Source organism: Paenibacillus sp. GXUN7292 (assembly GCF_050864975.1).
Classification (GTDB): Bacteria; Bacillota; Bacilli; order Paenibacillales; family Paenibacillaceae; genus Pristimantibacillus.
Window position 1 is genome coordinate 79,492 of record NZ_JBOZWO010000004.1, and the last position, 23,907, is coordinate 103,398.

18 protein-coding genes are annotated in these 23,907 nt (G+C 45.6%); 12 read left to right on the plus strand and 6 right to left on the minus strand.

The window, feature by feature from the left end; all coding sequences use genetic code 11:
• Positions 1 to 108 precede the first annotated feature (108 nt).
• From ACRRU2_RS05695 to ACRRU2_RS05720, 6 genes are all read left to right on the plus strand, one after another.
• On the plus strand, positions 109 to 1,719 hold the full coding sequence (locus ACRRU2_RS05695; RefSeq protein ID WP_432500352.1) for an extracellular solute-binding protein: 1,611 nt from the start codon (positions 109 to 111) through the stop codon (positions 1,717 to 1,719).
• A gap of 80 nt (positions 1,720 to 1,799) precedes the next feature.
• Positions 1,800 to 3,494, plus strand: a complete 1,695-nt coding sequence (locus ACRRU2_RS05700; RefSeq protein ID WP_432500354.1) for a hypothetical protein — start codon at positions 1,800 to 1,802, stop codon at positions 3,492 to 3,494.
• A gap of 41 nt (positions 3,495 to 3,535) precedes the next feature.
• Entirely contained in the window at positions 3,536 to 4,777 is a 1,242-nt protein-coding gene (locus tag ACRRU2_RS05705; protein WP_432500356.1) for a DegT/DnrJ/EryC1/StrS family aminotransferase, read from the plus strand.
• A 20-nt stretch (positions 4,778 to 4,797) separates the two neighbouring features.
• Positions 4,798 to 6,609, plus strand: a complete 1,812-nt coding sequence (locus ACRRU2_RS05710) for a hypothetical protein (protein WP_432500358.1) — start codon at positions 4,798 to 4,800, stop codon at positions 6,607 to 6,609.
• A gap of 16 nt (positions 6,610 to 6,625) precedes the next feature.
• On the plus strand, positions 6,626 to 7,666 hold the full coding sequence (locus ACRRU2_RS05715) for a dienelactone hydrolase family protein (protein ID WP_432500359.1): 1,041 nt from the start codon (positions 6,626 to 6,628) through the stop codon (positions 7,664 to 7,666).
• Between the two features lie 39 nt (positions 7,667 to 7,705).
• Entirely contained in the window at positions 7,706 to 9,136 is a 1,431-nt protein-coding gene (locus ACRRU2_RS05720; RefSeq protein WP_432500361.1) for an extracellular solute-binding protein, read from the plus strand.
• Between the two features lie 779 nt (positions 9,137 to 9,915).
• Here the strand turns inward: ACRRU2_RS05720 and ACRRU2_RS05725 are convergent.
• A complete protein-coding gene (locus tag ACRRU2_RS05725; RefSeq protein WP_432500363.1) occupies positions 9,916 to 11,169 on the minus strand; it encodes an ROK family transcriptional regulator in 1,254 nt (417 codons plus the stop codon).
• Between the two features lie 183 nt (positions 11,170 to 11,352).
• Here ACRRU2_RS05725 and ACRRU2_RS05730 point away from each other — a divergent pair, with 183 nt between their 5' ends.
• Both ACRRU2_RS05730 and ACRRU2_RS05735 read left to right on the plus strand, forming a co-directional pair.
• Positions 11,353 to 12,333, plus strand: coding sequence for a Gfo/Idh/MocA family protein (locus ACRRU2_RS05730; protein WP_432500364.1), 981 nt, complete (start codon positions 11,353 to 11,355; stop codon positions 12,331 to 12,333).
• An 83-nt stretch (positions 12,334 to 12,416) separates the two neighbouring features.
• On the plus strand, positions 12,417 to 13,850 hold the full coding sequence (locus ACRRU2_RS05735) for a PLP-dependent aminotransferase family protein (RefSeq protein ID WP_432500365.1): 1,434 nt from the start codon (positions 12,417 to 12,419) through the stop codon (positions 13,848 to 13,850).
• 25 nt (positions 13,851 to 13,875) lie between these two features.
• On the opposite strand, the gene pdxS is transcribed toward ACRRU2_RS05735, so the two are convergent.
• The 4 genes from pdxS to ACRRU2_RS05755 form a co-directional block, all read right to left on the minus strand.
• Positions 13,876 to 14,757: a pyridoxal 5'-phosphate synthase lyase subunit PdxS gene (pdxS, locus tag ACRRU2_RS05740; RefSeq protein ID WP_331698379.1), complete on the minus strand. Its 882-nt coding sequence runs from the start codon at positions 14,755 to 14,757 to the stop codon at positions 13,876 to 13,878.
• A 47-nt stretch (positions 14,758 to 14,804) separates the two neighbouring features.
• Entirely contained in the window at positions 14,805 to 15,548 is a 744-nt protein-coding gene (locus ACRRU2_RS05745; RefSeq protein ID WP_331698380.1) for a YggS family pyridoxal phosphate-dependent enzyme, read from the minus strand.
• A gap of 16 nt (positions 15,549 to 15,564) precedes the next feature.
• Positions 15,565 to 16,710, minus strand: coding sequence for a histidinol-phosphate transaminase (gene hisC / locus ACRRU2_RS05750; protein ID WP_432500366.1), 1,146 nt, complete (start codon positions 16,708 to 16,710; stop codon positions 15,565 to 15,567).
• Between the two features lie 226 nt (positions 16,711 to 16,936).
• Positions 16,937 to 17,932, minus strand: a complete 996-nt coding sequence (locus ACRRU2_RS05755; protein ID WP_331698382.1) for a hydroxyacid dehydrogenase — start codon at positions 17,930 to 17,932, stop codon at positions 16,937 to 16,939.
• A gap of 219 nt (positions 17,933 to 18,151) precedes the next feature.
• On the opposite strand from ACRRU2_RS05755, the gene ACRRU2_RS05760 reads away from it, so the two are divergent.
• Positions 18,152 to 19,570: an extracellular solute-binding protein gene (locus ACRRU2_RS05760; protein ID WP_331698383.1), complete on the plus strand. Its 1,419-nt coding sequence runs from the start codon at positions 18,152 to 18,154 to the stop codon at positions 19,568 to 19,570.
• Between the two features lie 124 nt (positions 19,571 to 19,694).
• On the opposite strand, the gene ACRRU2_RS05765 is transcribed toward ACRRU2_RS05760, so the two are convergent.
• Complete coding sequence (locus ACRRU2_RS05765; RefSeq protein WP_331698384.1) at positions 19,695 to 20,693, minus strand: ABC transporter substrate-binding protein; 999 nt, start codon at positions 20,691 to 20,693, stop codon at positions 19,695 to 19,697.
• 223 nt (positions 20,694 to 20,916) lie between these two features.
• Between ACRRU2_RS05765 and ACRRU2_RS05770 the strand changes: the two genes are divergently transcribed.
• The 3 genes from ACRRU2_RS05770 to ACRRU2_RS05780 are packed head-to-tail and all read left to right on the plus strand — an operon-like array spanning position 20,917 to position 23,766.
• Positions 20,917 to 21,915 (plus strand): FecCD family ABC transporter permease, encoded by a 999-nt coding sequence (locus tag ACRRU2_RS05770; RefSeq protein ID WP_432500466.1) that lies wholly within the window; start codon positions 20,917 to 20,919, stop codon positions 21,913 to 21,915.
• Between the two features lie 34 nt (positions 21,916 to 21,949).
• Positions 21,950 to 22,960: a FecCD family ABC transporter permease gene (locus ACRRU2_RS05775; protein ID WP_432500467.1), complete on the plus strand. Its 1,011-nt coding sequence runs from the start codon at positions 21,950 to 21,952 to the stop codon at positions 22,958 to 22,960.
• An 11-nt stretch (positions 22,961 to 22,971) separates the two neighbouring features.
• Complete coding sequence (locus ACRRU2_RS05780) at positions 22,972 to 23,766, plus strand: ABC transporter ATP-binding protein (RefSeq protein WP_331698385.1); 795 nt, start codon at positions 22,972 to 22,974, stop codon at positions 23,764 to 23,766.
• The last annotated feature ends 141 nt before the right edge of the window (positions 23,767 to 23,907 follow it).

A 23,907-nucleotide genomic window follows, 5' to 3' on the forward strand; every position in this document is an offset into this window, starting at 1 on the left:
CAATGCCGTTCAGCCTTGCAAGAGCAAATCACCGTATCCCTATACTTTGAAACATGTTTTATCAGGTTTAAACATTATGCTTACAAATTAATGGAGGGGATCTAGACAATGAAGTTTAAAAAATCTCTTATGCTTGCAGCAGCAGCAACGCTGGTATTTACAGCAGCTTGTTCATCCAAGCCGGCACCAGCGCCTTCAAGCTCGCCAAATGCCAGCGAAGGAAGCAGCTCGGCAGCACCTGAAGAAACCAAAAAACCTGAAGAAAAATACAAAATTACCGGTGCAACATACATCTTCGGCAATCCGCCGCCAAAAGACGGCCGCGGCCAGCAAATGCTGAATGAAAAATTCAACGTTGATTATTTTGCAGAAAAAATACCTAACGAAAACTTTGTAGAAAAAATTACAGCCATGGTTGCTGGCGGCAACATGCCGGACCAAATCGCTTTCCGTAATACGAATATGGATCTATTCAACCGTTGGGCGAACCAAAAAGCATTTTTACCGCTTAACGATTTCATCGAAGAGTTTGACTACTTGAAGGAAATTCCGGATGAGCTGTGGCTTCCATTCACAATTGACGGCAAAATCTACGGTATCCCTACTTGGGCGCCGGTAGAATCGCAATCCTTCTTCGTACGTAAAGACTGGCTCGATAACCTGAGCCTACCAGTTCCAACTAGCTACGAAGAGCTGAAAGAAGTAGCGATCGCGTTTACTAAAAACGACCCGGATAAAAACAATAAAAACGACACTTACGGTCTGGCAATGGGTCAAGACATTAACCCTACCTTCTCTATGGGACCTTACTGGCAGCATGATACTTGGTATCACCAGGATGCTGAAGGCAACTATATCCCTGGTTTAATTTCCGAAGGCAGAAAAGATCTGATTCAATTTTTTAACGATCTGTACAAAGAAAAAGCGATTACAAATGATTTCGCAGTTGTGAACTGGGCTGACACGAACAATGAGTTCTACTCCGGCAAAGCTGGCGTATTCCTAATTGCGCCGCGCGGTATGTCCCAAGACTACATGAAAGCACTACTAGAAATTAACACAGGCGCTGAATTTGTTGTTCTTGAGCCGTTCAAAGCACCAGACGGTTCTCAAGGCTTTACAGCAGGCACCGGCTTCGCCAAAATGCTTGCAATTAACGCCAAGCTTGCTGACAACCCGGACAAAGTTCGCAAAATGCTAGAAATTCACGGTTTCTCTCGTCAATACTACCAGCCGTCCAAAAACTCTTCGGACAATAAAGACTTTGACTGGTTCTACGGTAATGAAGGTGTAGGCTACAAGCTTGATGAGAACAAAGTGCGTGTTGCTCTAAATGATCCTGCAGCAGGTACGGAGCCATTCTTGTACTTCCTTGACAACACGAACTGGATCACAGCTAATGATGACCCTGAATATCCGAATGCTTATGCCGTTCCACAATTGAAGGAAGCTACACAGCAGCTAGTTGATATTAACAAAAAATTCAAGCTTTACTATCCACCTCATGTAGGCATTATTTCACCTGCTGAAAGAGAAGTTGGCGCTGAACTGCAACAGTTCCTTATGAACGAGCAAACCAAAATGATTACCGGCAACCGCCCTATCTCTGATTGGGATACTGTAGTGAAAGAATATATGGATCGCGGCGGCTCCAAAATTATTGCTGAATACAACGCTGAAATCAAAGCTCGCGGCTACACAGAGCGTATCTGGAAGTAAGCCTGCATTATTCAAAAAATATGTTGGGCTTTGTAAGCCCAACATATTTTTTATCATCAAATCCAAAGGTTGTGACAACGATGCCTATGGCTCGAATAGGAGTATGGATAGACAAAGAAGCTGAGGAACATAGACACCGCTATGGCGTCAACGTCTTTCAACATTATATTCAAGAAGTGCTGAATCATAGAGGCATTGCATTTGCTGTTATTGATTCCGCATCGCAAATTAAGCTTGAAGAGCTTGATATCGTCATTGCTGCACTTCCAAGCGAAAGCAAGGATGATGCAGAATTCGTATGGGATTACATGCAGCAAGGCGGTATCGTCATCTCGCTTGCCAATCTTTCTGCATTTGCTAATCGGCTGGGCTTTCGCCCTGCAAGGGCAATTACAACAGGATATGCCAACCTAAAAGCTGCATGGCTAGCTGAATCCACTCCCCTGCTTCGCGGATTCGATTACAAGCCTTGGGCTTCTTTGGAGCTTCAAGGGCAAGGAGAGGCTATCGGAAGTATTCATGAGCATGAGCCCGATGGCAAGCATGCAGGTTCTGTATTAAACAGCTTTCCGGTTGGCAATGGCCGATTTGAACGCTGGGCAATCGATATTCCGGCGGCTGTAGTCAGATTGCAGCAAGGAGCTGTGCCGATCGTAACGGATGGCATCCCTGCTCCAGACGGAACAGGTGCGGTAGATGACTGGATTTTGAAAGCTGACGATGATTTGCAGCAGGACTGGGAATACGATCGCCTTGCAACTGCGTCAGGCATGTCCTATTTTGCCTATCCTTACGCTGATTTTTGGAGAGACGCATGGATTGGGCATCTGCTTCATACCGCTGCCAAGCAAGGCCTGACAATCCCGTTTATCGGCTATTGGCCGGATGGAATCGAGCAGGTTGCTATGATCTCGCATGACAGCGATCATAATATCGATGAATCGGCTGAAATTACGATGAAGGTTTTAAAAGAAGAAAATGTGCAGTCGACCTGGTGCATGATCGAACCGGGCTATTCCCCACATATATACGATAAAATGAGAGAAGACGGTCACGAGGTAGCATTCCATTATAATGCACTTCCTCTGGACAAAGGGTTTTGGGACGAACAGGAGTTTGAAAGACAGCTGAACTGGCTGAAATCAGCAGCTCATATGTCTGAAGTAACCTCAAATAAAAATCACTATACGCGCTTTGAAGGCTGGGGCGAGCTGTTCGACTGGTGCGAACGCTATAATATCGCTTCTGACCAATCACGCGGGCCAAGTAAAAAAGGCAATATCGGTTTTACATTCGGCACCTGCCACCCCTATTATCCGATTGCATGGTCCGATCAAAAAAACCGGATGTATAACGTTTTGGAAATTGGCTTCCTCACTCAGGATTTGGATCATAGCACGCTGGCAGACAGCAGTGTCATTGCGCCATTTCTCGAAGGAGTGAAGCAAGTGAACGGGGTTGCCCACTTCCTGTTTCATCAGGTTCATATTTTGCAGCAGCCTAAAGTAAGAGAAGCCATTATTTCTGTTATTAAACAATCAAAAGCCGCAGGCTTTGTATTCTGGACCGGAAAACAAATTACGGATTGGACGCAGGCCAAGCGCCAGCTGAAAATCAACAGCGTGAGCGATAATGGTGAAATTAAAGTGCTTAACCCGGCACAAGCGAGCAATGCGGTCGTGTGGACGCCAGTAATTTCCGGTCTCGATAATAGCGCTCAGAGCGAGCTGACGTTGATTTACGGCTTGCCTTGCAGAAAAACAATCATTAACTAAAATTCAACCATACTGTTATTAAATAGGATGAGGTGACTTACGTGGAGAAGGATAATACTCTAGCTATTTTAGGCGGACAAAAAACGAAAACTACGCCATTTGGCACAGGCAAGCGTTTTGGAGAAGAAGAGCTAAAGCAATTAGCTGAAGCTTTGGAGCAAAATACGCTCTTCTATCATTTCGGCCACAAGGTTCAGCAATTTTTGTCTGATTTCAACGCTATGTACCAAGTGCCTTATAGTGTAGCCGCCTCCTCAGGCACAGCAGCTATTCATGTAGCGCTAGGCGCGGCCGGTGTTACTGTTGGCGACGAGGTTATTACCAGCCCAATTACAGATCAAGGTACTGTGATCGGCATTTTATATCAAAATGCGATACCTGTTTTTGCAGATTTAGAGCCGAATTCGTACAATTTGGATCCCAAATCTGTTGAAGCGCGAATTACTCCTCGTACAAAAGCAATCGTTGTTGTTCATCTTGCTGGCAATCCATGCGATATGGATCCTATAATGGCAATAGCGAAGAAATATAATCTGAAAGTTATAGAAGATTGCGCACAAGCTTATTTAACGACTTATAAAGGAAAGCTTGTCGGCACAATCGGTGACTACGGCTGCTTCAGCACAAATGATTTCAAGCATATTTCCACAGGCGATGGCGGTATTGTCACGGTAAACTCCGGCCTTGAAGATGATTATCATCGCACCCATGCTTTCGCAGATAAAAACTATCGCCGCATGGGCAACGATCTGAACCGGACTCCAAGCAGCCTGGCGCCCAATTACCGCATGACAGAGTTGCAGGGCGCTGTCGGCATAGCACAGCTGAAAAAGCTGCCTTGGATTTGCGAAAGAAGAAACGTGCTGGGTGAAGCTCTAAATGAAGGCTTGCGCGATTTGGATGAGCTGACTGTAATGAAAATTCCTGCAGACAGCACTTGCACCTACTGGTTCTATATGTTCAGAATGAAAGACGGCGCTTTGAACTGCTCACGCGAGCAGTTTTGTGAAGCTCTTTCTGCAGAAGGCATTGCAAATCGCATGGGTTATATTCCTGACGTTGTGTACATGCAGCCTATGTTCCAAAATAAACAAGCCTACTTGGGCAGTCATTTCCCATTTGACCAATCTGATATTCAGTATAACCGCGGAGATTGCCCGGAGGCCGAAAATATTTTGCGCACTGCAGTACAAGTGCCTATTAGCGAGTTTTATAGCGACGAAGATATTCAAGAGACGATTGCGGCGATCCGCAAGGTCGTCCGCTATTATAAGAAACATTAATGAAGAAAGAGGTTGCCAGCATGGAATTTGTTGATTTAGGCATTCCAGTCGATGCTGTTGAATCCAGGACAGCAGCGGTATGCACCAATTTACAAGGAGAAAGCCGTATCGTTATTGCTGCCAAGGGCTTCCTGGTCGTCGTCCAGCCTGAATCAGGCGAGTGCCGGCAACTTCCCTTTCCTAACGAGCATGATGATTATCCCTATGATACGTTCAGCTGCAGCAAAGGTATGCTGTATATTGGCGCAGGCGTTATGTTCTATGCTTTCGATCCATTCAAGCTGGAATATGTGGCCGCTATGCAAACCGATGCTGCAGATGAGCTTTGCGGCTTCAGCTATGCCGAAAGCGCAGATGGGCTGATCTATGTGACGACCTATCCGCGCAGCCAGCTTTATCAATATAATCCTTCAACACAAGCATTCAAATCATTAGGCAGCGTTGACAGTGAACAAAAGTATCCGTCCCATATGGCAGTCGATAAGGATGGCTGGGTATACGTAGGAACTGGGACGGTACAGAAAAATATAATGGCTTTGCCCCCCGAAAGAAGCGGTCAAATTACGCAGCTTCTGCCTGAGCAATATCAAGACAATGGAATCGGACTTGTCCGGCAAGGCCCAAACAACCAGGTCTTCGCTCAAATGGGCGATGAATGGTTTCGGCTTCAGGGAGGGATTATTGGCGAAAAAATAGAAGAGCTTAATCTTCCTCCCTCTCTCTATTATGGCAGCAGCTTTGGTAAATTTCACAGACAGCTGCCTGGCAATTGGAAGCTCATATCGCATAGCTTGTCCGACTATGAGCTCATTTTGAAAAACGATCAAACACAGGATGTAAAAGTAATAAAGCTTCAATACCAATCCAATGGCGCTATGCTATCGCCTCTCGTGCTTGGACCCGATCAAATTATTTACGGCACCTCCAATCATCCGCTGCATTTCTTTTCCGTTGATCCAAAGGAAAAGAAGCCAGCGGCAACAAATTGGGGCGCTAAAGCTATCGAACACGGCGCAGGCGGCAATATAGCAGCTTACGCTGTGCAAGGAAATATAATCGCTGGAGCCGCCTATACTCATGGAAGGCTTCACTTGATAGACACTTCAAAACCGCTTCAAATTGAAAATAACAATGCTGCTGGGCGCAATCCAAAATGCGTAACAGAGCATATAGAGATACATCGTCCGCGCAGCGCTGTCGCGCTCAGTGACGGAGAGCATATTGCTTATGGCGGTTTTCCAGGCTATGGCATGGTCGGCGGCGGTCTGGCAATCTATCATTTGCCAACTGGCAAGGAAGTCGTATTGCAGCATGATCAATTGGTAGCTAAGCAAAGTACAGTAGCGCTTTCCGAGATGCCGCAAGGCTTTATTATCGGTGGAACAAGTGTAGAAACACCCGGCGGCGCTGAGCCGGCTTCCGATACAGCTTTTATTTATCAGCTGAATTGGCGTACTCTGGAAGTCCATAAGCGCTGGGCGCTGCGCAGCGGTATTCGCGAATACTCTATGCTGCTGGTTGACGGACTTGGCAGAATTCATACGTTAACATCATGCTCTAGATATATGGTATGGGATCCCGCGAATGAGCAGCTTCTTTATGAACAGGATTTATCCGCATGGGGCAGCATCGTCAGACAAAGCTGGCAGCTGGATAAAGAGGAAAATAAAATTTACGGCGTGCTGAGCAAAGGTATTTTCACTATTTCTTTAGCTACGCTGGAGCCAGAGCTGCTGGCCGTGCCGCCAGGCATTATTACGGCAGGTTTCGTCAAATATAAGCAACGATTATTTTTTGCAATTTCCACGCATTTGTGGAGCTATACGATTTGAATGAGGTGAAATTACGATGGGCTATACCCTGTCTGAGCTGACGGAGCATACCTTCCCCCGCTTGATTGATAATTGTCCTGACGCGGAGGCTTGGCATGAAAAGCGCAGCCGGATTGCACATATTTGGAACAAATATATTGGCTATATGCCTGAATTGATTGCTCCCGTCTATACGATTCATTCCGAGCATCAAGAAAAGGACCATATTAGGCTGCATTTATCTTATGATACTGGCTTTGGCGACCGGGTGACCGCCTTTTTGCTTGTCCCAGGCACTAGCGTCAAGCTTCATGGCGCACAGAAGAAATATCCGACGATCCTTGCCCTTCACCCTACCGATGCGCTTGGCAAGGCGGATATTGCTACTGAGCAAGGCAGAGACAATCGCCGTTATGCGCTGGAACTGGTAGCCCGGGGCTACGTCGTGCTGGCGCCAGATACGATAACAGCCGGCGAAAGGATTTATGAAGGAGCAGAAGCATTTCAAACAGCTCCCTTCTATAAAGCCTTTCCTCAATCCACAGCTGTAGGCAAAATGATTCACGATCACCAGCAAGGCCTCGAGCTGCTGCAAACCTTCCCTTTTGTCGACAGCAGCCGGATCGGCGCTATCGGGCATTCGTTAGGCGCATATAATGCCTACTTCCTGGCGGCGGTTGATAATCGCATCAAAGCAGTCGTATCCAGCTGCGGATTTTGCCCCTTTATGCAGGACCCTGAACCGAACCGCTGGGGCCAGCGGGATTGGTTTTCACATATACCGGCTTTGACCGATGATATTAATAAGAATCAGATTCCATTCGAATATCACGAAATTATGGCACTAGCTGCTCCCAAGCCGATCTTCAACTGGTTTACACAAAATGATCGTATTTTTCCAAATTGGCAAGCAGCTGCCTTCGCTTCTCTGGACGTTCACAGATTATATGAATGGCTAGGCAAAGCGGAATGCTATACTTCCTTGCTAGGCAATGAGGGGCATGATTTCCCGGCCTCTATCCGTGAGCAAAGCTACCGCTTTTTAGACCATTGGTTGCAGGAAGATTTTAGTATATAATAGAAGGAAGCTGATTCAAAGTATAGGAGCGGGTTAATTGTGCTACGTAGAAAAGATGATTTCACCGTACGATATCAAAGATTTAAAGATGATCTCCGCGGCGAAATATTAAGCGGAACGATTAAACCAGATGAATTTATTTTACCTGAGAACACTCTTAGTGAGAAATATGAGCTTAGTCGTGTTTCCGTTCGCAAAGTGCTGGCCGAATTAGTTGAAGAAGGCCTTATTGAAAAAATTTCCGGCAAAGGAAATCGAGTCATCGCTCCGCAAAATGGCCTGGCTGTTAAAGAAACAATCAAGCTGGCCTGGTTCTCTTCTTCATACGAGATTGATATTGTTCGTGAAATCATTAAAAAGTATGAAGCGTCGCAGCCATTTGCCAATGTCGAGCTGACTATCATTTCTGAAGCCGGTTATATAGACACCCTTGTTCATATGATTGAAAGCGGCGAAGGCCCGGACGTCTTCATGGTATCGGACAGCCAATATCGGCAGCTGCTGGATATAAACAAGACGGAGCTGCTGCACCCTTATCTTTCGGATCATCTGAATCCGGAGACTGACAGCTATCCACAAATATTCGATTTGTTCAAGTATGATGGCGAAACGATTATGACGCCTTTCTTGTTTTCGCCAGTCGTCATTTGCTATAACGAAGCTTTATTCGAGAAAGCAGGCATTAAGGAGCCATTCTCTATCGCCAACTGGCAAGAGCTGCTGGAAACTGCCAAGCAATGCACGATGGATCAGGATGGCGACAATCGAATCGATCATTTCGGATTTTGCTTCTCCTCCTCCCAGCATCGCTGGCCTGTATTTATGCTGCAGAACGAAGGCAGCATGGCCGCCGAGGATGGCAGCTGCACGATTAACAATCCCGGCACGATTGAAGCTCTGCAGTTCTGTCTCGATCTGATGTATAAGGATCAAGTTTCGCCCATCTATTCCCATGGCAGCGAATTTCTTGCCGAGACGATCTTCGTTAAAGAAAGAGTTGCAATGATACTCACTACTTACTACTTTATGAACGAATTCAGAGGCAGCTCAATCAGATGGAATGTAAGTGCTGTTCCAAAGCAGCGTACGGAAGGCACATTGCTGCTTGGCGGCGGACTTGGCATTAATAAGCATAGCAATCGCATCAAGCTCGTCCAAAGCTTCGTCGATTATATGGTTCGCGAAGAAGCGCAGACGCTGATTAAGCAGATGGGCTGTACGATCCCGGCCCGCAAGCAGGTTGCCGAAAACGATGAGCTGCTTAATCCGCAAATACATCCTAAGGACTACAATATTTTTAAGGAAATCCTTCCTTACGCCAAGCCGCTTGTCGACCTCCATCTGTCCATTAGCCAAATGGAGCGCATACGAGATGAAATGCAGCTGATGTGGATGAATATTGAAAGCCCTGAGGATGCGTGCGAGCGTATCGCAGAGCTTATTAATGAAAAACCTGCCATCCATTCCTAACAAGATAAGCCCTCCTTAGACGTCAGTGTGAGCTGCAGTTTAAGGAGGGCTTTTTTAGTTTATCATTGACTAACCACTTAACGGCACCTGGTATATTCGTATTCAAGTTCATATTCAAGTTCATATTCATGTTAATGTTCTAGCTCATGTTCATGTAGAATACATCAAGTAAGCTACGCCCCTATGCCTTCTATACTGATTTCATGTAGTTAGTTTTGATAAAATTGGCTTTTTTGGAATTCTAAAAGGAAAAGATGCATGAAATGCATTTAGCGTCTTTTTTCGATAAGCCTACCAAAGGAAAAAGGAGATTTCGTATGTAGAACCTGAACTTTTCAACTTTGGGTTCCAATAATGAAGCGAAAATACATTATATTTCTCCATTTTGTTGCTATCAGCCCAAAATTCTGCGATTATGCAGGATTTATAGGGGTGTAAATCCCTTTTTAGATAAAAAAGAAAAAAATTATGTATATTTGCAGGGTCCCCTCTTCAAACTGAGTCAATTCTAAAAAAATGATGCACTTTTACAGGCTTACCCCTACCAGGTTACACCAGGTCGTACGAAGATACACTTGTTTCTATTCCAGCATTCGTCAGAGCGCCCAAACGTACTCACTTGTGCTTATCTAATGAAAATACGGATATTAAAATTAAATCTACTAACATTTAAATGTGTTCTGCTCTCTATGTATTCTATGAATCTGTGTTCTGCTTTCTATGATCTGTGTAATATATTCTATGTCTAGGTTCTATGGTCTGCGATCTGTGCCCTGTCTTCAGCCTTCTAGTATCCACTGCGGATGATCAAGCAGATTGCCCAGCACTAACGCTGCTGCGCCAACCAATGTTTGCTCGTTGCCATACGAAGACGGTTCGATTCGAATACGATCGACCATAAATTCATGCACGCGCGCCTTCACACTTGCTGTTACAGCATCTATATAGGGAGCTATGTATGGGTAAAGCTTGCCGCCAAGCACAATAACATCAGGATCATACACATTATACAAAGTAACTAGTGCTGCCTCCAGCATACGCAGTGTATCCTCCCACACCTTTACCGCCGCTGGCTTCTTCTCTCCAACCTCTTCCATAAAAACTGTAATGTCTCCCTCGTTACCCCACCGTCTCAAAATCCCGGGAATAGAAGCCAAGTCCTCCCAGCAGCCATGATTGGGACTAATGCCAGCTGCAGGCGCATCCAGCATCAGGCTCATCTGTCCAATCTGACCGTACAAACCGTTTGTTCCCCGCAATACATGACCGTTATGGATAATACCCCCACCTATTCCCATACCCATCGATACGAATACAATGTTTTTGCCTTTTTTTCCGTCTTTGCTAATGCCGAGCCATCGTTCAGCCAGCGCTGACGTTCTCGAATCGTCCTCAATGATGACTCTCCTGCCAAATTTCTTCTCCAATACTGAACGAATGGGATAATGAGCCCAATTTCCAAAATTAGGAGGGCTTTGCAGCTTGCCTGCAGCCAGATCCATCGGTCCCGGTATACTTACGCCAATACCAATAATACTGTGATTATCCAATACAACCTGCTTCAATAACTTATGAACAAATGGCTCTACCAAAGACAGCACTTCCTCTGGATCGCCCATCCCCTCCGTGCTGTATTCTACTTTTTCTATAATATGCCCGCTAAGATCACTCAAAGCTGCGCCGATCGATGTGCGGCTAATATCAAGAGCAATAATAAAATACCGGCTATTATCAAAGCGCAAATTAACACGTTTACGCCCAACTGATTCCGAAACAGCCTCCGACTCTTTAATCAACCCGTATGTGATAAGCTCATGCGTTAAATTTGTAATCGTGCCTGAAGTGAGACCCGTCAGCTGCACCAGCTCAATTCTCGACACGGCCTCATTTTCCCATATTTTGTACAATACATTAGATATATTATTGAACTTCACCTTTTGCAAATAGATTGCCTTCGATTCAGACATAGTTGTTTTCACCCTTATATACAAAATAAACCATTGTCGTTGCAAAGTACTTGTCGCAGTTTTCAACCGTGTGTACCTCCTTACAGTTTAACACAAGCATATCTTATCCGTATTCATACTGCCTTTAAGACTACTTAAAGACATACGCTTTTATTGTCGAGCTGTGTACGGGCAGTTACAATAGAGTCAGAAAGTAGAGACTTGCAGCCAGAAACTCAGCAAACTTCGTTAGAAAGTGGGGAGTAAAAATTGGGTTATACAGTAGCAGTCGTTGGTGCAGGAGGTATTTCAGCGCAGCATTTCGAGGCATGTCAAATGATGGATCAGCTGCAGGCGGTTGCCGTTGCTGATCTGTCTCAGGAGAGAGCAAATGATGTCGCACAGCGATATGGAATCAAGCCGTATACAGACTACAAACAGATGCTGGAGGTAGAAAAGCCGGATATCGCAGTCATTACGCTCCCTCATTTCCTTCATAAGGAGGCTGCCTTATTCGCTGCTTCGCAAGGCTGTCATATCCTATTGGAAAAGCCTATGGCAATGAACGCGGCAGAATGTGACGATATTATTGAGGCAGTAAAAGCTGCAGGTGTCAAATTGATGATCGGACATACGCAGCATTATATCCCGGAAAATCTGGCAGCCAAAGCTATTATTGATTCCGGAGAGCTGGGCCAGCTCGTTATGATCCAAGATACGCGACATGTTAATTATTACGCGGATAAAAGGCCTGCATGGTTTTTCGAAAAAAACAAAGCCGGCGGAGGCATCTTCATGAATCTCGGCTCGCACTCCATTGATAAAATTCAACTGCTCACTGGAAGCCGAATTGTAGAAGCAAAAGCATCCGTAAGCTATTACGGAAGCAAAGGCGATATCGAAGGAAGCGGTATTGCATGGGTGAGAACAAAAAGCGGCATTCCAGCAACGATATGCCAATCCGGCTATAAAGGCGCATCAAAAAATGAGACAGAAATTATATTTACCGACGGAAAGCTAAAGCTGCTCACAAGTGAAAGCTTATGGATCAGCAAAGATCAAAAATATGAAGAAGTCACTGTCGACCACTCCACTCCACCCTTCGTCCTGCAATTTAATGATTTAATTCGATACATAGAGGAAGGTATCGCGCCAAGCGCTTCGATGGAGTATTCACGCAGCATCATTGCCGTTGTGGAAGCGATGTACCGTTCTGAGGAAACGAGTCGCGATCAAGCGATTGCCGATTAAGGATTGCCTTAGCAGCAGCCGCATGATAGTATCAAGCCAAGTATGATTAATGTATCCATTAGTTCTGCTTGGGGGCGAGCTTTATGCTTATAGTGAATCGAAGCGACAAACGACCGATTTGGCAGCAGTTGCTGGACCAAGCCATTCATAATATAACAACCGGCAAATGGCCGCCTGGAGAATTGCTGCTTCCTACTCGTGAGCTCGCTGAGCAAGTTGGCGTATCCCGCTCCACTATCCAGATTGTGTACGAAGAGCTGTTTAGCCGGGGTTATACCGTTACTTCAAGGCGGGGCGGAACAAGAATAAGCGATTGGACATATTTGAGCAGCTTCAGGGACGCCAATTCCGAGCAAGAGCCGGCATCGCCCGAGCTGCCTGATCTGAAGGATGCCTTGGGACAATTTCAAAATTGGTTTCGAGGAAAGCCTGAGCACCCTGTTCATATCGACTTTACTCCGCATGAGCCTTATTTGGACGAGCAATTTCAAAAAAACTGGCGGCATGCCTTTAATAAAGCAGCTGCTGCAAATGATGTCTCCGTCTGGTCCTATGGCAACACGTTCGGATATTTGCCGCTGCGCGAGCAAATTCAGCGCTATTTGTCGCTAGAACGCGGCATTCATGTTCATACCGATCAAATCATGATTACATCGGGTGCACAGCATAGCATGGATTTGATCGCACAGGCGCTCTTACATGAAGGCGATGTCGTATCTGTTGAGGATCCGGGCTTTCCAGCTGCCTGGATTACGATGAATAACAGGCGGATGAATGTCGTATCTGTGCCTGTAGATGAATATGGATTGCAAGTGGATCGAATTGACCCGCGAACGAAGCTTGCCTTTGTTACGCCTTCCCATCAATGTGCCGCAGGCGTCATTATGACGGAGCCGCGCAGGCAGCAGCTGCTTCATATGGCAGCGTCGAAGCAATTCTGGATCGTTGAGGATGATTATGACAGTGAATTCCGATATCGAGGAGATCCGCTGCCCACCTTGTTCAGCCAGCAGCCGCACAATACTTTGTATATGATGAGCTTCTCCAAAATGGTTGCACCAGGTATTCGCATGTCGGCGATTGTTGGACCAAAGGCTGCCATCCGCCAATTAGGACATATTCACGAACTGACCTATCGTCATCTTCCTATTATGGAGCAAATAACACTGGCTCATTTCATTGACCGCGGTCATTTCATGCGCCATATGCGGCGGGTTCGCAACATCTATCGCCGCAGGCATGAAGCGATGTCACGAGCGATTATCGCAACTGGCCTGGCTGATCGTTTTCGATTAAGCGGCGTAGAAGCTGGTTTGCATATGCTGCTGGAGGCAGAGGAGTCATTTGATGAGGAATCGGTTACGAACGAGGCGCTCAAGCAGGGCATACGCGTGTATCCGCTCAGCACATACTGCCTTGAGAGTAATCGTAAAGGCTGGGTGCTTGGCTTTGCCAAGGTTGATGAATCACAAATCGAAGAAGGTATTTATAAATTCGCAGAGCTGCTTCTACAATAGAAGCAGCTCTTTATGTTACAACTATTTACTGGCCGCGATCCTGCATTCGCTCATGCTCTCTCAAGCTTGATATTTCAATTCCTTTCATCGGTGTTCCCAAGTTTTTCGATACTTTTGCAATTAATGCAAAGTCATCATAATGTGTTGTAGCTTCTACGATCGCGCGTGCGAACTTTTCTGGACTATCAGACTTGAATATGCCTGAGCCTACAAATACGCCGTCAGCGCCCAGATGCATCATCAAGGCAGCATCGGATGGCGTCGCTACGCCGCCCGCAGCAAAGTTGACGACTGGCAGCTTGCCAGTTTCATGTACCTTGAGCAGCAGCTCATACGGAACGCCAAGCTGTTTGGCTTCATGATAAAGCTCATCCCTGGAAAGCGACTGCACCTTGCGAATTTGTCCATTCACCAGGCGCAAATGCCGCACAGCCTCGACAATGTTGCCTGTCCCCGGCTCCCCTTTCGTGCGCAGCATAGCCGCTCCCTCCTGTACGCGGCGCAGCGCTTCGCCAAGATCTTTGGCCCCGCACACAAAAGGAACGGTAAATTCTTTTTTGCTAATATGAAAAATATCATCCGCTGGCGTCAGCACTTCACTCTCGTCGATATAGTCTGCTCCTAAGGCTTCAAGCACTTTTGCCTCTACATAGTGGCCAATCCGCGCCTTGGCCATAACTGGAATAGAAACAACCTTCATAACCTCTTCCAAAATCGTCGGATCAGCCATACGGGCAACTCCCCCGGCCGCACGAATATCGGAAGGCACCCGCTCCAGCGCCATAACTGCTGTAGCGCCGGCTGCTTCTGCAATTTTAGCTTGCTCCGCATTCATAACGTCCATAATGACGCCGCCTTTTTGCATTTCTGCCATGCCTCTTTTTACTGTATCTGTACCTGTATTCATTTGTATTTCCCCCTGTTTTTTAGGATAAATGCTTTATGTTATTTCATTTAATCGTCAATTCGAGCATGCTCATTCCAATAATAGCTGTCAGGCAAATAGCGCTGCCCGAATACGCTTGTCCCGACTCTAATAATCGTAGCCCCCTCTTCGATAGCTACCTTGAAGTCGCCTGACATTCCCATAGACAGAACGTCCATTTCAACACGAGGGAAATTTCTGCCTATAATTTGCTCTTGAATGGACCTCAGCAAGCGAAAGCAATGCCTCGTCTCATCGTTTGTGGCGTTGAGTTTTCCAATCGTCATCAAGCCTTTAATGTTCAATGTATCAAACTGTGCTAATTGCTCCACCAGCTCGAGAGCCATCTCTGGCGGTGCGCCGAATTTGCTCTCCTCATAGGACGTATTGATTTGTACTAAAATATCCATCGTCCTGTTTTCTTTTTGCAACTGCTGATGCAAGGCCAGACCTAATTTCAACCGATCAACGGAATGGATCATCGTCACATACTTAACAACATCCTTAACCTTATTCGTCTGCAGATGGCCGATAAAATGCCACTCCACTTTATTGTATTGCTCCATAAGCGGGAATTTGCCGCGCAGCTCCTGGGCTTTATTTTCGCCAAATAGCACTTCACCCGCTTGCATCGCAATTTTCAGCTTTTCCAATGTAACGGTTTTTGTCGCCAGCAAAAGCTTAACTTCCTCAATGTTCCGGCCTGCAGCATGGCACGCCGCTTCCATCTCGCGCTTTACTGTTCTAAGATTTTCGACTACGAGATGCTCCATATTCTCTCCACCCTTCCTATCTATCTGCATACAAAGGAGTATGCTGCCGCTTTTCCTGTTCCAACTGTTCTACAGGCTGCAGTACACGCTCCAAAGCAGCTAAAAACGTATCATTTTGCTCGGTACTGCCAACCGAAACCCGTATACAGGATGGGAAGCCAAGTGCATGACCTCCGCGCACAATAATTCCTTTTGCCAGCAGTTCCTGGAACACTTCCTCAGCCGGACGCTTAACATCTACCAATACAAAATTGGCATGCGATTCATAATAGGACAAACCTAAACGGTCAAACCCGGAGTAAAGCTGAATGAGACCTTGCAAATTACGCTTTCGGCACTCGGTAATAAAAGACTGATCCTCAAGTGCAGCCAGTGCTGCCGCCTGCGCGAATCTGCTCGTATTAAAGGGCTCTCTTACCTGCTGAATCGTTTGAATAACATCCGGCCGACCAATTGCATAGCCAATACGCATAGAAGCAAGCCCGTATATTTTAGAAAAGGTTCTTAAAATAACGAGATTCGGATATTCATTTAGCAAGCTTAGCCCTTCGGGGTAATCTGCGCTATTGCAATATTCATTATAAGCTTCATCCATAACGACGAGCACATTTGAGGGTGCTCGCTTTAGAAAGCTTTCCACCTCAGTCTGTGTCACAATCTTGCCGGTCGGATTATTCGGATTACAAATCCATACGATCTTGGTTCGGTTTGTAATTCGTGCCAGCATCCCCTCCAGATTTTGCCGGCCGTCTGGCGTAAGCGGAACTTCGATACAAACCGCGTTTTCTATCTCTGAATTATGCTTGTACTGAGGGAAGGTAGGCACCGACATAATCGTTTCATCCCCTGCCGCCAAATAAGTGCGAACCAGCATCAATATAATTTCATCGGAGCCTGCGCCGCAAATAATTTGCTCAGGCTTTACGTGTAATTTTTCAGCAAGCTTATGCGTTAGGTTATAGGCTCTACCGTCCGGATACAGGTGAGTATGCTCCAGTTCCTTTTGGATTGCTTCCATAGCTTTGGGCGAGCTGCCAAACGGATTTTCATTGGATGCCAGCTTGACGATATCCGTTAAGCCGTACTGTCGCTTAACCTCATCTATCTGCATGCCAGGCTGGTAAATAGGCAGTTGAGCAATATTGGGTTTGGGCTTTAGCATGGTTATTATACCTCCTGTCATTTCGCGCTGATGCCGATTCTTGGAAAGTCTCGATGCGTTGACACGAGTATATCAGTTAATGGATATAATAAAACGGTCCAAAATGAAGTTGCTGAGCAATCCATAACTTGAATAAGCTATCAAAAAAACGCCTGATCGGCGTCTTTTAGAATGGCGCATTTGTCGCCATTATTTATGATTTCAGGCTTCTAAATGTAATATCTTATTAAGCCAGTGTTTTTAGCTGCTCCTGTCTAACCTCGCCATCCAATGGTTCGCCGTTCAAGTATCTTTCCAGCTCGCGAACCGCATATTCTCCAATTCTATACAAGCCATTATTGACCGCTCCTGCAATATGAGAGGTTAAAATAACATTCGGAAGGGTACGGAACGGCGAACCGACCGTTGGCGGTTCTGGATTGGTAACGTCCAGGCAAGCGAAAAATCTTCCTTTTTGAAGCTCTTCAATCAGGTCCTCCTCATCTATTAAAGCACCTCTAGCTGTGTTGACGATTACGCAATCGTCCTTCATCAATGAAAACGCCCGCTTATTAAACATTTTCTCCGTCTCAGGCAACGTCGGAGCATGAATAGAAATTAAATCCGAAGCAGCAAGCAGTTCATCCAGTTCAACCTTTACTCCGCCAAGCTCTGCGATTTGCTCTGCTGAACGAACGGGATCATAGACCATAATATCGACATCGAAATGGCGTAAAAGATTAATATAATAGATGCCTGCGCGACCTGCGCCAACTACGCCTATTTTCAGCCCATACAGTTCACGGACTCGATTCAACTCGCCCCAGCCGCCGGCTTTCGTATGATCAACAATTCTCCACATATCCTTAAGCGCGCTTATCGTAAGCCCAAGCGCCGTCTCGGCAACGCCTTTTGCCAATGGATCATTGCAGGAGATAACACGGATGCCTTTGTCATACATCTCATCGGATACGAGCCCCTTCACGGTTCCTGCGGCATGCAGCACTAGTTTCAAATTAGGTGCTTGGCCGAGAATCTCTGCATCCAGCTTGTCTACTCCCCAGGAAGTAATCGCTATATCAGCATCCTTTATTTGTGCAATTAATTGCTCTCTTGTTAAGAAATCTTCCCATTGATGCAGTACAACATCCCCAAGCTGACGAAGCTTGTTCATATGCGACTCGTTAAACACGCGGTCAATTAACGTCTTTCTTTGTAAAAAAACAATTTTCAGTCTGCTCAAATCGCTTCACCCGTCCTTTATTGATCTTATATGAATAGCAAATGAAATCTTTTTGACAATGGGTCACTTAGGGTCATTATATTTATTATCTTACCAAAATGTCAACCGTAATTTTTTATAAAAATATGATCCAGTAGATCAAAATCTGATATAATAAACATGTATGAAAACCATTTGAACCTATAACAGCAATTTATGAATAGAGCTAGGAGAAAGATCATGGATAACAATAAACAGACAAAGCAAGCTCCCGTCAGACCTACTTCAAGATTCAGACTGGAGGCTATGCTCACCACGCTTCGAGAAGAGATCGTAAGCGGAACTAGACAAATCGGCAGCTTCCTGCCATCCTTGCCGGAGCTCGGAGCCGAATACAGCTTAAGTAAAAATACGCTTCGTAAAGGGCTCGAAGTGCTTGTTCAAGAAGGGCTGATCGAGAATATCCCGCGGATTGGCGCAAAGGTGATCGCAAACAGCAGCACAAGTGTAACAACAATTAAATTCGGTTACTATCAATCGCTGCTTAATGAAGCCAAAATTTTACACTTGATTGATCAATTCCATCAGCAGCAGCCTAATATTCGAGTAGTGCCAATTCGTATTAATGATCCCGCCAAGTTACAGAAATCTGCGCTTGAGGATTTATTGCCAAATCTTGATTTGCTTACGATTAATTTGACTGACTATGACCACCTGCCAACTAAAGAGCAGCTACTAGAGCCATTAAATCTGTCGGATGATGTTTACTCCTTTTTGCAGGAGCCATTTTTAAAGGATGACTGTTTATATGTACAGCCTTTTATTTTTAGCCCACTAGTCCTTTGCTACAACAAAGAGCATCTGCGGGAAAAGCATGTTCCCGAGCCGAATAGCAGCTGGACCTGGGAGGATGTTCAGCGCTGGGGCCGTGCCTTGTCCGAGCCGCCCGGACGCTACGGCTTGTTTTTTCATGTACCATCAGAAAATCGCTGGCCGATCTTTTTAATGCAAAACAATTTCAGCTTCAGACCAAATGATGCTTATACAAGCCTCGATGATCCTTTATTTCGGCAAAGCTTTGAGCAATACAACAGGCTGATTCAAGACGATCAGCTATTTCCGAATTACTTTTCAGAAAATGATGCCGATGTGGAAACGTTGTTTTTAAATGAAAAAGTTTCGATGATTATTGCAAGCTATTTGCGATTAAATGCTATTTCAGAAGCTGCCTTTGAATATGACATTTCACCGCTGCCCTACTTGAATGATCCGAAAACGTTGCTAATTATTATCGGGCTTGCTGTTAGCAAAGCTTCAGACCAAAAACCGGCCGTCAAAATGTTTTATGACTTTTTAATGTCTTATGATTCACAGCTGTATATCAGACAGCAAACATTAAGTATTCCTGCGCTCGCTTCAGCCGCAGAATGGTCGGGCAAAGAAAAGCTGAAAAACAGGCCTTCGCGGTTTTCGATGTATCGCGAGATTATTCCGACGTTTTCAACCTACAAGGAGTTGAATATAGCGTCTGAGCTGCTTATGCTCATTCGTGAAGAGCTTAAATTGTATTGGGCTAAAATGGTTAGCTGGGAGGCTGTTGTTGAACGAATTAAGCTGAAGATAAAGGCACAGCTTGAAGCGCATGACAGTAAATCGTAGAGTAAAGCCGAGGGCCGCGACAAAAAATAACAATCGTTTAAAAAAGGGGCCATCCCCGTCATGTTCATGACTTATAGGACAGCCCCTATTTATTTTATAAGCAACAATTATTACTGCCTTTCATTTAAGGCTGAATTTCGTAAATTTGGTAAATCTCATCCAACATCAGATTTGCAGCAAGCACGCCGCCAGCCGTGTTCCAAATCGCATCGCTCACGCGAATCGCTTTGTTATTTTTCACTGCATCAAGGCTTTGCCATAGCGGATCCTTCAGCATTTCCTGCTCCATCTCCGTGCCTTTGCCGTCTCCTGTTTCATAAGTAAAGTAGAAGATAAGGTCTGCATCTGCTTCAGGCAAACGCTCTTTCGTAATTTCTTCAACAAAAGTGTCTGTATATTTGTCCTGGTGCTCTGGACGGGTAATACCCAGCTTAGAAAATGCCACACCAGTAAATGTATCTTTTAAGTAAATACGTGTTTTGCCTGCCATGAAACGAACAACTGATACTTTTTGATTCAGCTTGTCGCCAGCTTTTGCTTTAAAGTCAGCTGTTCGCTTATCATAATCAGCAATTATTCGTTCACCTTCTGCTTTTTTGCCAAGCGCATCTGCATATAGAATAAAGTTTGATTGCCATTCACCGCGCAATGTTTCAGAGAACACGGTTGGTGCAATTCCGTTTAATTGATCATAAACTTTTTCTTGACGCAATTTATTGCCAATAATCAAATCAGGCTCAAGACTAGCAATCAGCTCAAGGTTCGGCTGGCTTTCATCCCCAACGACGGTTACGCCTTCCATCTCTGCGCTAATATGATCATACCAAGGGTCTCCTGTCCATGACTTTACTGCTCCGACAGGCTTGACACCAAGTGCCAGCAAAGCTTCTGTTCCTTCATTAGTAAGGATTACGACACGGCTAGGTGTTCCTGTAATAGGTGTAGTGCCCATCGCGTGTGTAATTTGACGCGCTTCTCCTGCATTTGGACTGCTGCTCGGTTCAGATGAAGCTCCTTTATTATTGGATGTGCCTGATTGACCGCAGCCTGATGCGATAATTGCTATTGCCAGCATTGTTGCAACGGCCGTCCAGTTCATTCTTTTTTTAAGTACGGACAACATGATATTGCCAACTCCCTCTCCCTTATGAAAATCATTCTCAATAGTAACAAGCTAAATAATAATAACAAGCAACTTTTCTATTGTCAATATTAATTTGATAATGATTCTCATAATTATTGACACTGAGCCCATCTTAGCCTAGAATGACTAAAGTATTATTGCTTCTATTAATAACATCAAAGTAACTTTAACAGGATAAGAGGGAATATTTGTGACGAATTCACTGCTTCATACGCGCAGTCTTAAAATAGTGGGGCTGCTGCTCGGAATCGTCTTATTTATCTGTGGGATGGTCTGCAGTGTGGCATTCGGAGTAACGAATATAAGCTGGAATACGATTGTTCAATCCTATACACAATTCAATGGTTCACAAGAGCATTTGATAGTACAGACAGCAAGAGTGCCGCGTGCTTTAATTGCTGCTTTTGCAGGAGGCGGCCTTGCCGTCGCCGGAGCGCTTATGCAGGGCATTACTAGAAATCCTATTGCATCTCCCAGCATATTTGGAATAAATGCAGGTGCTGCCTTTTTTATCGTTACAGGCTCGGCCTTCTTCGGCGCAAGCAGCATGTCCACCTTTGCCGGACTGGCATTTGCCGGTGCTGCGTTTACTGCGCTCATCGTCTATATACTCGGCTCGATCGGCAGCGATGGCCTGACGCCAATCAAAATAACACTGGCAGGAGCAGCCATGACGGCATTTTTCTCCTCCTTGTCATTAGGTATTTTGCTGACTGGCGGACAAACCTTTGACCAGGTTCTGTTTTGGTTTGTCGGCTCGGTTGCCGGCCGTGATTTGAGTATTTTTACAACAGCTGCTCCATACATGGGCATCGCATTTGTTGGCGCATATATTATTGCACGTCACATGAACCTGCTTGCGCTAGGCGAAGACGTTGCAACAGGCCTCGGCCAAAAAACAATTTTTATCAAGCTTGCTGCTGGTGTCATCATTGTTCTGCTTGCTGGGGGTTCGGTATCCATCGCAGGCCCCATCGCTTTTGTCGGCATAATTATTCCTCATATTACACGTTATTTGGTTGGCATTGATTACCGTTGGGTCATTCCGTATTGTGCTGTGCTAGGCGGCGTTCTGCTGCTTGCTGCTGATATTGGCTCAAGATATATTTCTTTTCCAAAGGAAGTTCCTGTTGGCGTCATGACAGCAATTATTGGTGTTCCTTTCTTTGTTTATATCGCTAGAAGAGGGGAGCGCGGTTAATTTGCAAGGTAAACTTATCATTCGTATTGCTGGCATGTCCTTTGCCATGGAACGCCGCACCTTAGTGATCATGGCTTCTCTTCTTATACTTAATATAGCCGCTATAATTGTATGTGTCGGGTTAGGGAGCAAAGTAATTCATCCCTTTGATGTTATCCGTACCCTGTTCGACGGGGGCGATTCAGCCGATAGCAGAATTATCAAAACGCTGCGCATGCCGCGTGTGCTTATTGCAGTTATGGTTGGCGCCGCGCTTGCAGTATCCGGGGCCTTGCTGCAAGGCATAGTACGTAATCCGCTGACCTCGCCGGACATTATTGGCATTACAGGCGGCGCTTCACTCGGTACCGTAATTTTCATACTATATTTTTCACATGTCAGCATTCGTTTTATGCCGATCAGTTCCATTGCCGGTGCTTTTTTTGCCGCATTTCTCATTTATTTATTTGCTTATCGGCGCGGCATAACGCCGCTTCGCCTCGTCCTGATCGGGATCGGCATGGCAACGGCTTTAACGGCTTTCACCTATATGCTCATTTTAACGGCTTCCTTTACGCCAACAGCAGTAGCGGTTAAAGCCTTCACATTTATGACAGGCAGCATATATGGCGTATCCTGGGAACGCGATGTGTACACATTGCTGCCCTGGATTGCCGTGCTTCTGCCTATCGCATTTATCTTCGCGCGGCATTTGAATGTGCAGGAGCTGGGCGATGATGTCGCGTCCAGCGTAGGCAGCTCTGTTCATGCCAAAAGAACAATTTTGCTCATCATAAGCGTTGCGCTTGCAGGAGTTGCAGTCGCTATCGGCGGTGCAATCAATTTTATTGGCCTGATGGCCCCTCATATTGCAAGAAAGCTTGTCGGTCCAGCCTATGGAGGCGTCATTCCGGTATCAGCGCTGATTGGTTCTTTAGTTTTGTTATTATCTGATCTTGTGGCAAGAGTGGCCTTTATTCCGCTGGATATTCCCGCGGGTGTGTTTACAGCAGCTATCGGAGCGCCATTCTTTATTTACCTGCTGTATCGCCACCGCAGATCGTGAGGAGTAGTACGATGTCTATTATACAAGCCAACGGTCTTACATTATCTTATGGCAAAAAGCCGATTTTCTCTAATTTGGATTTACTTATTCCTAAAGGCAAAACAACCGTTTTTATCGGCAGCAACGGCTGCGGCAAATCGACACTGCTCCGTTCGCTTGCGCGGCTGCTTAAGCCTCAGGAGGGCGCAATCATTTTGGACGGTCAGCAAATCGCCAAGCTTTCAAGCAAAGAAATTGCCCGCCGACTTGCTATTTTGCCGCAAGGACCGATAGCGCCGGAGGGGCTTACTGTACAGCAGCTTGTCAAACAAGGCCGATATCCTTACCAAAGCTTCCTGCAGCAATGGTCGCATGAAGATGAGAAGATGGTAAAAAAAGCGCTGCAGGTTACACATATGGATGAATTTGCTGATCGCTCGGTAGATTCTTTATCTGGCGGTCAGCGGCAGCGGGCATGGATCGCAATGACACTTGCGCAAAATACGGCAACTATTTTGCTGGACGAGCCTACAACCTACCTTGATATGACCCACCAAATCGAAATTCTCGATTTACTGTATGACTTGAATCAAGATGAGCATAGAACGATCGTTATGGTGCTGCACGATATTAACCTGGCCTGCCGCTATGCGCATCATATTGTCGCCGTTAAGGACGGGCAAATTTATGCTCAAGGCGCGCCAGAGCTAATCGTCAATGAGAAATTGATCGACGACGTATTTGATATGAAATGCCAGATTACACAAGATCCGATATTCGGCACGCCATTATGCATCCCTTACGGCAAAGGCCGCAAAATTAATTAGATGCTTAACGGGCGGGGCGGCTAGTGATGGGGTGCAGACTTGAGGTTATTTGCACGGCTTTGCGTACGAGTGCAGCAATGCAGTGCGTGAATCTGTAACGAATCTGAGGAAGGTGCCGATTCATTGCGGACATACAATGAT

Bases quoted from the DNA above. Each gene is read 5' to 3' on its own strand.
- ACRRU2_RS05695 (WP_432500352.1), top strand. From the start codon at position 109: ATGAAGTTTAAAAAATCTCTTATGCTTGCAGCAGCAGCAACGCTGGTA.
- ACRRU2_RS05700 (WP_432500354.1), top strand. From the start codon at position 1,800: ATGCCTATGGCTCGAATAGGAGTATGGATAGACAAAGAAGCTGAGGAA.
- ACRRU2_RS05710 (WP_432500358.1), top strand. From the start codon at position 4,798: ATGGAATTTGTTGATTTAGGCATTCCAGTCGATGCTGTTGAATCCAGG.
- ACRRU2_RS05715 (WP_432500359.1), top strand. From the start codon at position 6,626: ATGGGCTATACCCTGTCTGAGCTGACGGAGCATACCTTCCCCCGCTTG.
- ACRRU2_RS05735 (WP_432500365.1), top strand. From the start codon at position 12,417: ATGCTTATAGTGAATCGAAGCGACAAACGACCGATTTGGCAGCAGTTG.
- pdxS (WP_331698379.1), bottom strand. From the start codon at position 14,757: ATGAATACAGGTACAGATACAGTAAAAAGAGGCATGGCAGAAATGCAA.
- ACRRU2_RS05745 (WP_331698380.1), bottom strand. From the start codon at position 15,548: ATGGAGCATCTCGTAGTCGAAAATCTTAGAACAGTAAAGCGCGAGATG.
- hisC (WP_432500366.1), bottom strand. From the start codon at position 16,710: ATGCTAAAGCCCAAACCCAATATTGCTCAACTGCCTATTTACCAGCCT.
- ACRRU2_RS05760 (WP_331698383.1), top strand. From the start codon at position 18,152: ATGGATAACAATAAACAGACAAAGCAAGCTCCCGTCAGACCTACTTCA.
- ACRRU2_RS05765 (WP_331698384.1), bottom strand. From the start codon at position 20,693: ATGTTGTCCGTACTTAAAAAAAGAATGAACTGGACGGCCGTTGCAACA.
- ACRRU2_RS05775 (WP_432500467.1), top strand. From the start codon at position 21,950: ATGTCCTTTGCCATGGAACGCCGCACCTTAGTGATCATGGCTTCTCTT.
- ACRRU2_RS05780 (WP_331698385.1), top strand. From the start codon at position 22,972: ATGTCTATTATACAAGCCAACGGTCTTACATTATCTTATGGCAAAAAG.